General features: G+C 39.4%; 14 protein-coding genes. 9 read left to right on the plus strand and 5 right to left on the minus strand.

The window, feature by feature from the left end; translation table 11 throughout:
• The 3 genes from BLT_RS0109760 to BLT_RS0109770 form a co-directional block, all read left to right on the plus strand.
• Nucleotides 1-1796 (plus strand): ATP-dependent DNA helicase RecQ (locus BLT_RS0109760; protein ID WP_017727609.1); only part of this gene is annotated, 1796 nt, incomplete at its 5' end.
• A gap of 154 nt (nucleotides 1797-1950) precedes the next feature.
• Nucleotides 1951-2799, plus strand: coding sequence for a DegV family protein (locus BLT_RS0109765; protein WP_017727610.1), 849 nt, complete (start codon nucleotides 1951-1953; stop codon nucleotides 2797-2799).
• 229 nt (nucleotides 2800-3028) lie between these two features.
• Nucleotides 3029-4210 (plus strand): pyridoxal phosphate-dependent aminotransferase, encoded by a 1182-nt coding sequence (locus BLT_RS0109770; protein ID WP_017727611.1) that lies wholly within the window; start codon nucleotides 3029-3031, stop codon nucleotides 4208-4210.
• Nucleotides 4211-4286: 76 nt separating this feature from the next.
• Here the strand turns inward: BLT_RS0109770 and BLT_RS0109775 are convergent, their stop codons facing one another.
• A complete protein-coding gene (locus BLT_RS0109775; protein ID WP_017727612.1) occupies nucleotides 4287-4805 on the minus strand; it encodes a DUF3231 family protein in 519 nt (172 codons plus the stop codon).
• Nucleotides 4806-5069: 264 nt separating this feature from the next.
• Between BLT_RS0109775 and BLT_RS0109780 the strand changes: the two genes are divergently transcribed.
• The 3 genes from BLT_RS0109780 (at nucleotide 5070) to BLT_RS23080 (ending at nucleotide 6468) form a co-directional block, all read left to right on the plus strand.
• The gene (locus BLT_RS0109780) at nucleotides 5070-5885 is read left to right on the plus strand and encodes a S1C family serine protease (RefSeq protein ID WP_017727613.1); all 816 of its coding nucleotides are present in this window, start codon (nucleotides 5070-5072) and stop codon (nucleotides 5883-5885) included.
• Between the two features lie 288 nt (nucleotides 5886-6173).
• Entirely contained in the window at nucleotides 6174-6266 is a 93-nt protein-coding gene (locus tag BLT_RS23075) for a YjcZ family sporulation protein (RefSeq protein ID WP_017727614.1), read from the plus strand.
• 31 nt (nucleotides 6267-6297) lie between these two features.
• Entirely contained in the window at nucleotides 6298-6468 is a 171-nt protein-coding gene (locus BLT_RS23080) for a YjcZ family sporulation protein (RefSeq protein ID WP_017727615.1), read from the plus strand.
• Between the two features lie 300 nt (nucleotides 6469-6768).
• Here BLT_RS23080 and BLT_RS21720 read toward each other — a convergent pair whose 3' ends face one another.
• The 3 genes from BLT_RS21720 to BLT_RS0109805 all read right to left on the minus strand — a co-directional run bounded on the left by BLT_RS21720 (nucleotide 6769) and on the right by BLT_RS0109805 (nucleotide 9959).
• Nucleotides 6769-7560, minus strand: a complete 792-nt coding sequence (locus tag BLT_RS21720) for an alpha/beta hydrolase (RefSeq protein ID WP_017727616.1) — start codon at nucleotides 7558-7560, stop codon at nucleotides 6769-6771.
• Between the two features lie 184 nt (nucleotides 7561-7744).
• Nucleotides 7745-8647: an aldo/keto reductase gene (locus tag BLT_RS0109800; RefSeq protein ID WP_017727617.1), complete on the minus strand. Its 903-nt coding sequence runs from the start codon at nucleotides 8645-8647 to the stop codon at nucleotides 7745-7747.
• A 70-nt stretch (nucleotides 8648-8717) separates the two neighbouring features.
• Nucleotides 8718-9959: an MFS transporter gene (locus BLT_RS0109805; RefSeq protein ID WP_017727618.1), complete on the minus strand. Its 1242-nt coding sequence runs from the start codon at nucleotides 9957-9959 to the stop codon at nucleotides 8718-8720.
• A 286-nt stretch (nucleotides 9960-10245) separates the two neighbouring features.
• Here BLT_RS0109805 and BLT_RS0109810 point away from each other — a divergent pair, with 286 nt between their 5' ends.
• Both BLT_RS0109810 and BLT_RS0109815 read left to right on the plus strand, forming a co-directional pair.
• Nucleotides 10246-11202 carry an aldo/keto reductase family protein gene (locus tag BLT_RS0109810; protein WP_017727619.1) on the plus strand — a complete coding sequence of 319 codons (957 nt, stop codon included), beginning with the start codon at nucleotides 10246-10248 and terminating at the stop codon, nucleotides 11200-11202.
• Nucleotides 11203-11354: 152 nt separating this feature from the next.
• On the plus strand, nucleotides 11355-11603 hold the full coding sequence (locus BLT_RS0109815) for a DUF2187 family protein (protein WP_017727620.1): 249 nt from the start codon (nucleotides 11355-11357) through the stop codon (nucleotides 11601-11603).
• A gap of 37 nt (nucleotides 11604-11640) precedes the next feature.
• Here BLT_RS0109815 and BLT_RS0109820 read toward each other — a convergent pair whose 3' ends face one another.
• A complete protein-coding gene (locus tag BLT_RS0109820) occupies nucleotides 11641-12552 on the minus strand; it encodes a 5'-3' exonuclease (protein ID WP_017727621.1) in 912 nt (303 codons plus the stop codon).
• A 258-nt stretch (nucleotides 12553-12810) separates the two neighbouring features.
• On the opposite strand from BLT_RS0109820, the gene BLT_RS24030 reads away from it, so the two are divergent.
• Entirely contained in the window at nucleotides 12811-12954 is a 144-nt protein-coding gene (locus BLT_RS24030; RefSeq protein ID WP_017727622.1) for a hypothetical protein, read from the plus strand.
• Nucleotides 12955-13098: the final 144 nt, after the last annotated feature.

The following is a 13098-nucleotide window of genomic DNA, read 5'->3' on the forward strand; positions in this document are numbered from 1 at the left end:
AGTATACCCTTGTTTATATCGCTCCTGAGCGGCTTTTTTCACCGGATTTTCATGAAACGTTAAAGAACATTCCTATTTCATTTGTTGCGATTGATGAGGCACATTGCCTATCACAATGGGGGCATGATTTCAGACCGAGCTATTTAAACATCTCAACCTGGCTTGATGAGCTTTTAGCCAACCCAACTGTGCTTGCGTTAACTGCTACTGCAACACCACACGTTCAGCAAGATCTATGTGAACGATTAAACATTGATTCTAAAAACGCTGTTGTCACAGGCTTTGAGCGAACAAATTTGCATTTCTCAATTAAAAAAGGGATCGACAAGCTCCATGCTTTAGAGGATGATATCGGTGCGTTTGTAGATGAGTCTGGGATCATCTATGCGGCAACTCGTAAAGAGGTAGAACACATTTATGAACGATTGAGAGCGAAGGGATTTGCAGTGGGAAAGTATCATGGAGGAATGAGTGAACAGGAACGAACGGAAAATCAGAACGCGTTTATCAATGACTCGATTTTTATAATGGTAGCAACCAATGCGTTTGGAATGGGGATCAATAAATCAAATGTGAGATATGTGATTCACTATCAGCTACCTCGTTCAATTGAGGCTTACTATCAGGAAGCAGGGCGAGCTGGAAGGGACGGTGAGCCAAGTGTTTGTATATTATATTATTCCCCTCAGGATCTTAGAGTTCAAACGTTCTTAATTGAACAATCGCACATGGAAGAAGAACGAAAAGAAGGAGAGTATGAAAAGCTTCAACAAATGGCTGCCTATTGTCATACAGAGCAATGCCTTCAATCCTACATCCTTCAGTATTTTGGCGATGAGCGTGAAATCACATGCAACCGCTGTTCTAGCTGTGAAAATGACCAAGAAGCAATGGATGTTACAAGAGATGCCCAAATGGTCTTTTCCTGTATAAAGAGGGTAAGGGAGCGTTTTGGGAAGACAATTATTGCCCAAATTTTAACAGGGTCTTCAAATCAAAAAATAAAACAGCTTAAGCTAGACAGCCTTAGTACATACGGCTTAATGAAGCAACACTCGGCAAAACAGGTGATGCAATTTATTGACTTCCTTCTAGCGGAAGGATATTTGAAGCTTACAGGAGGAGCTTATCCTACACTCGCTCTGACAGAAAAAGCTGTTCCCAGTTTACTAGGTGAGGCGTCAATTTATCGAAAAGTAGTACAAGCACCTGTCCGAACCATTGAGCATGATGAAATTTTTACGACTCTTCGCAATCTTCGTAAGCAAATCGCTGAACAAGCAAATGTTCCACCGTATGTTGTGTTTTCTGATAAAACGTTAAGGGAAATGAGTGAAGTAATCCCTTTGACAACTTCAGAGCTATTAATGATTCATGGTGTCGGGTATCATAAGATTGAACGATTCGGTTCGTTATTTTTAAAAGAGCTTCAAACGTTTAAAGATAAAAAGAAAAAGACGCTTACAGCACCACTTCCACAAGGGACAGAGGCTAGAAAACCAACTGGAACGGACCAACAGAGCTACCTCCTTTCCGCCAAGCTTTTTAAAGATGGAAAATCAGTAGGTGAAATTGCAGGTGAAAGGGCATTAACAGAAATAACGGTCCAAAATCATTTGCTCAAGGCACAGAGAGAAGGACATCCTCTCGATCTAGCGTTGTACGTAGAAGAAGAAAAGCGCAAATTAATCGAAGCCGCTGCTGAAAAGGTTGGCTCAGAACGACTAAAACCATTGAAAGAGTATTTACCAGACCATATTACGTATGAGGACATTCGTTTTGTGATAGGGAAATAAACGTAGCTTATGACAATTCAGTGTCGATCAAACGAGGGTGGATAAAGATTATGGTATGATTGCTTTAATTGTTTAACAAGCAAAGGCAGCATGTTACGAAGCGTGCGTGATGAATAATTTTTTTGCTGCCATTGTCTATAAGGAGAAAAGATGTATGAGAAAGATAAAAATTGTAACCGATTCAACCGCTGATCTAACACCGGAAATGATTGAAAAATACAAGATTCACGTCGTTCCTTTGTCCATTTCAATCGATGGTCAAACGTACATAGACGGTGTCGATTTGACAAAAGCAGAGTTTGCAAAAAAACTGGTATCGTCTGAGGAGCTTCCAAAGAGCTCGCAACCATCTGTTGGTTCATTTGTTGCGAAGTATGAAGAACTGAGCAGCGATGAGGAGACAGAAGTACTTTCGATCCATTTAACGGAAGGGATGAGCGGTACGTTTAATGCCGCTCAAACAGCGGCTAAGATGGCAGATGCCAATGTAACCGTCGTAAACTCAAAATTTATTTCAATCGCTCTTGGGTTTCAAGTTGTGGAAGCAGCGAAACAGGCGGAGCAGGGGGCCACGGTAGCTGATATTGTGCAGCATTTAGAACAAATTCAGAAAAACACCTCGCTTTACATCATGGTTGATACGTTAGAGTATTTAGCCAAAGGTGGGAGGATTGGTAGAGGGAGAGCTCTTCTCGGGTCATTATTAAAGATTAAACCGATCGCTTCACTTGCAGATGGTGTGTATACCCCTGTTGCGAAGGTGCGTACCCATATGCAAATGATTGAGCTCTTAAAAATCAAATTTATCGAGGAAACAAAAGAGAAAAACATTCTAGGCGTGGGGATTGCTCATATCGAAGCTGAAGGATTAGCGACAAAGCTTAAGGATGCAATCCAGTCCTTTTGTAAGGAGACGAGCATCTTTATCACGGAAACGTCCCCGATTATTAGTACTCATACAGGTCCAGGAGCGATTGCCCTTATGTATTATACAGAGTCATAATATTGATAAAGAAGTCTGCATGGGTACAAATTAGCTCAAGTTTAGAGTCTATCGTTTTCTCATTTTCTTAATTGGAAAAGATGAAATGCGTATTGCGGACATACAATGTGAGGATTGAGTGAATGCTCGTATCGTCAAATATCATACTTAGAGTCGGTATTTACAATGACAGGCTTCCTTTAAAGAGATATAATGACTAGTGACAAAGAGATAAAATCGAGGTGTAAACATGATCGCGAAGGAAATCGAACAAAATTTAACGCAAAGCTCATGGATTCGTAAAATGTTTGAAGAAGGGCAGCGTTTAAAAGGGATATATGGGGCTGAGAATGTCTACGACTTTTCATTAGGGAACCCGATAATTGATCCACCTGAAAAATATTTTGAGGCGTTACGAAATTATGCAAACAACCCGATACAAGGCGGACACAGCTATATCCCTAATCAAGGCTTGGTTGAAACGAGACAAAAAGTGGCACAGCATTTGACCAATCGGTATGGTGATATGGGCGTAAGTGAAAAAACGGTAATAATGACGTCTGGAGCGGCAGGAGCGTTAAATGTTGCCTTAAAAAGTATCATAAATCCAGGTGATGAGGTTGTTATCTTTACACCGTATTTCGTTGAATATAAATTTTATGTAGGTAATGCGAATGGGGAGGCTGTTTACTGTCCATTAGCGCAAGATTTTAGCTTCGATCTTGAGCTTCTTGAAACAAAGCTCTCAAGTAAAACAAAGGCAATCATTGTTAATAATCCCCATAACCCAACAGGACAATTGCTTCCACAAGAGGATTTAATTGCATTCAATCAGCTTCTTCGGCAGAAGGAAGAGGAGCTGGGGACCAGCATTCATGTTCTTTATGACGATCCTTATAGTCAGTTAATTTACGATGGCGACGTACCAAATCCTTTTACAGCTATTGATAAGCTATTTTATGTTTCGTCGTTTAGTAAAGATCTTGGTCTTGCTGGCGAACGTTTAGGTTACTTAGCGATTAGTGAACAGCTTCCCCATGCTGCTAGCTATATGGCCGCTTTTATTTTTGCAAATCGCACATTAGGGTTTGGTAATGCGGGTGTTACCGTTCAACGGATGATTAGTCAATTGGATACGCTAACACAGGAACAGCGTGAGTATAAAATGCGCCGTGATGCGATGGTAGAGGTTTTACAAGAAGCAGGCTTTGATTTTGTTTTTCCGAAGGGCGGATTTTTTATTTTTCCGAAATCTTTAATTGACGATGATACGGAGTTTTGTAAAATTGTAGCAGAGAAATTTCATTTATTGCTCGTTCCAGGGACAGGGTTTGGTCGATCAGGCCATTTTAGACTTTCCTATAGTGTGCCACTTGAACAGATTAAGCAATCTGCAAATGTGTTCAAACAAGTAAAGGAGTATTTTGCTTAATCTAGGCATGAAATAACAAAACCGAATGTAAACAATGTTAAAAACCACACGTAAAAAGCGTGTGGTTTTTAAATGGTTAAGCATGGGAAAGTTCGGGAACGCTCATATGAAGAGGTGGTGGTACTAGCCAACCCTTTTCTTTGTTTATGCGCAAAAGTGCTCCACCTAGTGCTGCCTTTTGGATATGAAACTGTCCAAACATTGTTGCAATGTCTTCACGAGTACATTGCCCGATAATTTGACTGCATGTTACGAGTCCAGTTGCAATATCCCGACTGGCAGCCATTGCTATTTCAGGGTCGTTAAAGCGAGCCCCTGCAGGAATTGATGCAACATTGGCTTCCGGACGCTCTGGTGGTGAAGGGGGCAAACCAATGCCATTTTCTTTTAGTAATACCTCGATTTCTTCAATTTCCCGTTTTGATTGATTTATCGAGTTCTCTAAAAACTTTCTAAGATCAACATCACCAGCGTGGTTATAAAACGTCTCATAGCCTGCAATCATTGATTTTGCAGCAGAAAGATAGCTCCACGTTGAAAAAACCTCACCATAGTGCATCGGTTCTTGTTTCTGATCGCCGCTTAAAATACCCATAATTATCCCCCTTAATATTTGCATGTTAGTATGGTCTCCTTTAATTTCATTTGACCATTTATTATCCTCCCCATCCTACTGCCGTTTTAAGATGAACAATAAATTCCATCTTGATGGGACTAATAAAATAAGTTATATAAAAACGTTTAAATAATTTCACGTACTATATTTAATTTAAAGTATAAATTCAAATCACTGAGAAAAGGGTAGATATATGGTATCCTCATGTAAAGGGAAATTAATGTAATTAGGAGCGAATGAAGCATGACTGAGTGGCAGCAGCAAGACAAGAAGGAAAAGAATGAACAGAAAGAGCTACATACAGATAATGAGCCTTCTTTAGAAGACTTTTTGGTTGAAGAGGAAGAAGACGAAAAAGAAATTGCGAAAAAGAAAAAGCATGCACGAATAAAGCGAATGGTCGCCATTGCAGTGGCTGGATTTCTTATTTTGAACGTGTTTGGTTTGTTGCTTTCATTTTTTAATTTTGATACCTATCGCTTATGGCAAGCCTCAAATGAATTTTCTGATCATGAACATATTCAAGAAATGAGTGAAGCTGTTGTGACGATTCGAGGTGAGCAGTCAAGGGGGACGGGGTTTGCCATTCGTCCAGATGGATTAATTGTAACCAATCATCATGTAATCGACCGCATGCTCTCGATTGTTGTTGCATTTCCAGATGGTCAACTTTTTGAAGGAGAAGTAGTTGAATCGTATCCCGATATTGATTTAGCCTTCTTAAAAATTGAAGGAGAAGATCTTCCCTTTTTACCATTGAGTGAAACTGCAGGGCATATAAATGAAAAGATTTATGTAATCGGTAATCCTCTTTCTCAAACGCAAATTGTGAACGATGGAGTCATTTTGGAACAAACGCAAGAACATGATGTGATCCAAATTAGTAATCCAATTTATAGTGGGCATAGCGGAAGCCCAGTGCTTAATGATCAAGGAGAAGTTGTTGGAGTGGTATATGCTCGAACGATTCCAGGTATTGGTTCAGGTGAAGACTCAAGAGGGTTGGCGATTCCAGCAATGGAGGTCTTGGAAAGGTTAGAGGAGCTTAATATAAAATAAGAGGAAGTGGGTTGCACCTACTTTTCTTTTTAAAAGCATGTTATCTCCAGGTGACAGCGACCTGAGGTCACTTCAACTCCTCCTACGAAAGCAAAAACATTTTCTAGTCAGAGTCTCCAGCGCTTGTCGCGAGTGAACAAGGTGCTTTAGCTTTTCTTGGGAGTGACATTCTCCATATAGGAGTAAAAAATATTCGGGCTGAAATTTTAATCTTTATTCGAATCACCCAATCACATTTAGCGCTTTTAACATAGGGTATCAGTGTAGATGGTGAGGAGGTGAATCGTGATGGATGGAGTCGGGCAATTTGGCGGTGGCTTTGCCCTCGTCGTCGTGTTGTTTATTTTACTAATTATTGTAGGTTCCGCTTACGTCTGGTAATGTGCCTTGATAAGAAAAGGTGGTGTTAGACATGGATTATTCATACGGAGGATACGACTGTGGATACGGGGTCGGTTATGGAGGATACGGTTATGGCTACGGTCCAGTAGCAGGCGCAGGTTATGGAAGAAGTAATGTTTTCCTGCTAATCGTGGTGCTTTTCATCCTTCTTATCATCATTGGTGCTTCTTTAAGTTTTTAAAGCCAACGGGATCTCTGTCCAAGAGATCTCTTTCTTTTTATAAAATTAACTGTCTAACACATAGTAGAAAAAGGAAAACCACCACCTGAATTAATTTGTTATGGCTTGACACTCGAAATTAACATGACCTGTGGTAGGAGAGGGAGAAACGTCTTTTGTCGGACTCGTTACTCTCATTACTTTGACTAGTCTATTTATGCTTGTCTTTCTAATCGGTGGATTAAGATACATCTCTATAAAAACAGCGTAAAATAAAAAAACACGTGCCCTTTGAAAAAATCTTTCGGAGCACGTGTTTTTTTATTTGCTTTGAACGGTAGTATGGGAATAAAGCAATTGTTCCGTTTTTTCAAAAAGTTCCTCTTCCCATTTGGTGTGGGAGAATGTATGCCCAGCATGTTTAATAAATGATACAGGTACATGATAAGATGGGTTGTGTTTAGTAAAAGCTGCCGCATAATCAAAAGCGTTCGATGGAGGCACTTCTTTATCATTTTCTCCGTGAAAAATCGCGAAAGCACCTTTGTACGTAGTGATTGCACGTAAAGGTTGATGCTTCTTTAAATCTTCAAAAAATAAATCGCTTATCCCGAACCCTTGGTAGTCGGTCGTGCCAAAATTCTTTGCTTGTTCTACTCGTTCGCTTCCAGTAATTCGAGTAATATCCTCGTACGGTCTAGCCACTGGCGACCATAAAATAAGTTGCTTCACTCTTGGATCATTCCCAGCAACTAGGCTTGAAATTGCACCACCAAGACTATGACCAATAAGAGTTAATTCTGATTGGTTTTCTTTTAATAAAATATACTCAATCGCGCCTTTTAATTCTTCGATTAGCCTAGAAATGGTTACGTCTTTATAATCTCCACTGCTTTCGCCACTCCCGACAAAATCAAATCGCATGACAGTATATCCTTTTTCTGCCAAACGGCGGGCCGCCTTTACAAATAATCGATGTTCACCGACTTTGCTACCAACAAATCCATGAACAAATACAATAATTGCAGCAGGATGGTTATACTGTTTTGATTTGTGTATAACTGCAGATAAAATGTCCTCTCTTACCTTAAATGTTACAGACTCTGTCGTCATCTTCTACACCTGCCTTAAAGTTTATAATTCATATAAGTTTAGTATGGATTAATCATAGCGAAAAATGGTGTGGATTGCAAGTTTTTTATAAAGGAGATCCATAAATAAAAAATTATCGCTTTTAACACCTGTTATATTTAAAGCAAGCCTGTCACAAAATAGGGCAGGCTTAATGTAATCCTTATTATGATACGTCATGACCAAGTGAGCTGATCCAAATCTCAAACCATTGCTCTCGTGTCAGAGAGATTTCTGTTGCTTCAACTGCTTTTTGAATACGTTCTAGTTTACCCGAACCGATGATTGGCATCACTCTTACAGGATGATGCAATAACCACGCATAGAGGATTGAATCAATTGATCGAGTGTTTAGTTCCTCTGCTATCTTTGCAAGGGTCTTATTTAATCGTTTTGCTTGTTCGCATTCTTCTTTGAAAATCCGGCCTCCAGTAAGAGGGGACCAAGCCATTGGCGGCATTCGCTTTTCTAAGCATTTGTCGATGGTGCCATCATGAAAATGTTTAAGCTCTATCACCGATAGTTCAATTTGATTTGTGACTAGAGGCTCTTGCAAATAAGCACTAAGCATGTCCACTTGTGAGGGTAAAAAATTTGAAACGCCAAATGCTCGAACTTTTCCTTCTCGCTTTAATTGTGAAAAGACTTCTGCCACTTCAGCCGGATCCATTAATGGATCAGGTCGGTGGAGGAGGAGTACATCTATATAATCTGTACGGAAATTCTTTAATGACCGTTCGACCGATTGAATGATGTGCTGTTTGCTCGTATCATAATGCTTTAAACGATGCTCCGGTCTACGATTAGAAACAAGTTTGATGTCACATTTAGTGACGATTTCCATTTTTGCTCGTAGAGACGGTTTTAATGAAATGGCCTCTCCAAAACGTTCTTCACACTGATAACTCCCATAAATATCAGCATGGTCAAAAGTTGTAATGTCAAAATCCATGATTTGTTCAATCAAGAAAAGTAATTCTTCTTTTGTTAGGTTCCAATCCATTAAACGCCATAAGCCATGGATCATTTGAGAAAAACTTAATTCCTCTGTTAGTTGTATTCGTTTCATTTACTAGCCTCCAAATCATTTAAAAAAATCGTGAATAGGTTTTCCAATATCCTGAGCTTTTAAGAAAGGATTATTCTGTTTCAGGTTCATTCATCTCAGCAACCTTTTGATCAGTTGGTAAAAAGAAAGTAAGCAATCCAATAAGCGGCAAAGCAACCGTAAAATGAATGGTATTTGTTATGCCAATTGAATCAGCAAGCAATCCTAAGGCAATGGAACCAACAGCACCCATTCCAAATGCAAGCCCTATAATTAACCCTGAAACCAACCCAATTTTTCCAGGAACCAGTTCTTGTGCGTAGACAACAGAAACTGAAAAACTAGACAAAATAATAAAGCCGACCATTGCAACAAGAGGGTAGGCGAGAGTTGCTCCTACATGAGGTAATAATAAAGCGAGTGGAGCAGAGCCAAGCATTGATAGCATGATCATGTTTCGCTTACCAAAGCGATCGGCAAGAGGGCCCCCAAAAAAGGTACCTAGTGCACCCGCTGCTAAAAATAAAAATAAATAGATTTGAGCTTGTTGAATCGTTGCTGAATATTGCTGTATTAAATAAAACGCATAAAAGTTCGTGATTCCAGCTTGAAACCACGAGCGGGCAAAAACAAGGAAAACCAAGAGTGTTACGGCAAAGACAATCGTCTTACGATGGGTGGACGTTTGATTTTTACGTTGTTTTGGTTTTTCTTGTTTTTGAACATGGGTACGTATCTGTTCAGAATACCAACGTGCGATATAGATAAGAAGTCCGATAGCAAGAGCTGCAACGATCGTAAACCAAATGGCTCCAAACTGCCCAAAAGGGACGAGAATAAGAGCTGTAATTAGAGGAGCGAGCGCTTGACCTGCATTTCCCCCCACTTGATAAATCGATTGAGCAAATCCTCGTCGCTTCCCAGCAGCCATGTAGGCAACCCTCGATCCTTCTGGATGAAAGGTGGCGGAGCCCAGTCCGATAAAAATAACGGAAACGACCACAAGCAGATAGGATGATGCAAATGCGATGCCTAATACACCAAAAAACGTAAAGCATAATCCAATGGGCAAAGCATACGGTGACGGTTTCTTATCAGTATAGATGCCAACAAGTGGTTGAATAAGAGAGGAAGTTGCATTTAAAGCAAAAGCAATCAAACCAAGCTGCGTGAAGCTTAAACCCATTGATTGTTCCAAGACTGGAAACATAGCGGGAACAACGGCTTGGATTGAATCATTTAATAGGTGGACAAAGCCAATTATAAACAATATCCGATACATCGTTTGTTGGCTGGAAACACCTTTTTCTTGCAATTTTACAGATGCTTGCATATACCATCATCACCTTTTCAACGTCCAGATTTATCGTACCACGAAATACTTTTATGAGGTTAAGAAAAAAGCCTAGATAATCATTTAAAATATATCGGTGCTTGAAGGAATATGAATGAATGTTGCCGAAAGTATTTTTTGGTCCAAACATTTTCACAGGATTTACTCTTTTTACATAGTAAGGAAATAGTTTTTGTAAATCTGTAAAACGTTTAATAACAAATGGTGTGAGCGTTAATAGTGAGGAAGCTCCGCCCTTTTAACAACAAAAAGGAGATGGATGTATATGAACTATCGTAGACTAGGCCGCTCAGGATTAAAGGTGAGCGAAATTAGTTTGGGAAGCTGGCTAACGTATGGGAAATCTGTTGCTGACAATACCGCAGAAAAAATCATTCACCGTGCTTATGAGCTTGGGGTAAATTTTTTTGACTCGGCGAATGTGTATGAACATGGTGAGGGGGAGCGAGTGATGGCAAAAGCGCTCAAATCGTTTCCTCGAACTTCCTACATCATAACGACGAAAGCTTTTTGGCCAATGGGAGAAGGACCTAATGATCGCGGATTGTCTCGTAAGCATGTAATAGAACAGCTTCATGGGAGCTTGAAAAGAATGGAATTGGACTATGTAGATATTTTTTATTGTCATCGGTACGATCCAGAAACACCTGTTGAAGAAACGCTTCGAGCTATCGATGATTTAATACGCCAAGGGAAAATTTTGTATGCAGGCGTAAGTGAATGGACAGCTGCTCAAATCCAAGAGGCAATCACTGTGGCTGACAAATATTTACTCGATCGTATTGTTGTGAATCAGCCACACTATAATCTTTTAAGCCGTTCGATTGAGGAAGAGGTGATTCCTGTTTGTGAAAAGCTTGGTATTGCTCAAGTCGTTTTTTCGCCGTTAGCCCAAGGTCTACTTACTGGAAAATATAAAAATGGACAGATTCCTCAAAACAGCCGCTTAGGAAATGATGAAATTAATCGAGTGGCAAAGCGTCGGTATATGAGTGAGGACACATTTGAGAAAATAGGACAATTAGGAAAGCTTGCAAATGAGATAAATATGTCGCTTTCTGAACTTGCGTTAGCATGGATTTTGCGCCAACCAAATATAGCAAGTGCTCTTGTTGGAGCAAGTCGACCTGAGCAAATTGAAGCGAATGTAAAAGCAATAGACCGAAAACTTTCAATTGATACTCTTATTGAGATTGATCGTATTTTAGAAAAGGAAAGATGATCTATATAAACTTATTATTTTGCAGACGTCATTCTTTACAGTGATAAGCAATTCATTTATAATATATGAAATTATCAAATAAAAAAGTTTTACAAGTTTAGAAAGTGGAATAAGAAAAAAGAAAAAGTGATGATAGTGTCTAGGAGGTTCCCATGGCTCAAGAAGAGAAGGATCATTTGGAACAATTAAATATTGCTCAAATAAAAGAAGTCATTATTCATAAAGGGTACGAGATGAAAGTGCTTGCGGTTCATACAAATAGTGTTGTTGCTGAATTTTTAGATTATCCAATTAAAGGAGAAGAGGATGCGTTCCCTTATTCCCGAACAGTGATTAACCACAAAAGATACGAACGTACATTTAAAACAATCGACGGAGAGGTTGTATCTCTAGATGATTAATGTAAAAAAGAAGCCAAATCGGCTTCTTTTTTATATTTTATAGCAATTTTAATTGCTCCTGAACGGGTTCGTATTTTATTCGAAGCCCAAATTGGCTAAGTAAATCAATTGCCTCATCTTGTGAGAAAGGTAATTGTAAATCGTTCAGCTCAAGTTGCGCGATTTCAGGGATATCAAAAATGATTTGAGCCAGTTTTTTACTAATGAAGGTTGTCTCTTTCCCTTCTAAGAGTTTTTTTCGATAGCGATTAAATTTAGCATCCAATGTCTCAAATTCCTCATAAAGTGCTTCAACCGTACCGTACTGTTGAATAAGGGGTAAGGCAGATTTTTCGCCAACACCAGGACAACCAGGAATGTTGTCACTCTTGTCACCAAGAAGGGCTTTAACATCGACCCATTGACTTGGTGTAATCCCGTATTCCTCTTGGAACTGTACTAAATCATATACATGATCCCCTTTTTTTCCAGCGATAATTTGAGTAGTCTGCTTATCTAATAGCTGGAGCAAATCTCGATCATTGCTATAAATAAAGCAAGGTCGGCCTGTCGAGGCTCCCCATTTCCGTGAAAGAGCACCAATCGCATCATCTGCTTCATAAGGTGGTACAATCAGCTGATGAATGCCAAGTTTATCCAAAATAACCGTGCTTGTTTCATATTGCTGTATGAGCGCTTCTGGTAAGTCTCCACGGGTGGCCTTATAAAATTCGAATTCTTGACGGCGAATCGTATCTTCTCGTTTTACATCCCAAGCTATAGCAGCATGGGTTACATCGTATGCGGGAAGCAATTGAAAAAGCTTTTGAAAAAAGACACGCAAAGCATTAGTGTATAGTCCGTCTTCATTTCTCGACAATTGACTTTCGTCTTTTCCGTAAGCTGTGGCAAAATATCCGCGGCTTAACAGGTTAAAACCATCTATTAGAAGTAAGGTTGGTTGTTTCAAAGGGAAAACTCCTTTTCAAATATGTATCTTTTAATTTTATCATAAATGACATTGGTTGACCGATTTCATGCGAATGTTTTGTTTGCTTTAAGAGATGATTTTTGTAGCATCAAACGTACAGGACAATTTTCAAAAAACATTTTCTCCATTAAAGTTTGACCCTTTATTTGGAAGGTCATTTTCATCTTACATGGCATAAACTCATTATCATTTGACAATCGTAATGATTAAGCCTTTTAAAAAAAGGGGGACTGAGAATTGGACGTACAGTGCTTTTATTGTAGTGAGCGGATCGAAGAAAAGAACCAGTTTGTCGCATCTTTTTTTCTTCAGCAAGAACATGTAGACAAGCCACTTTGCGAAGAATGCTACAAAGAATGGCTTGAAGGGATGAAGGAGTAAGGAAAAAGGGTCGTGGCTCAAATTAGGAGCCCGAACCCTCTTGATAATTGATTTTCTTCTGGGCGCTATCGTCTTTTTTAAAAAAAATGACACCCGTTTCTTTCTTTTGTGCAATCTCTTTTGCCCGTTTTACCGCGTCCTTCT

Origin of the sequence: Halalkalibacterium ligniniphilum, from assembly GCF_000334155.1 — a bacterium.
GTDB lineage: Bacteria > Bacillota > Bacilli > Bacillales > Bacillaceae_D > Halalkalibacterium > Halalkalibacterium ligniniphilum.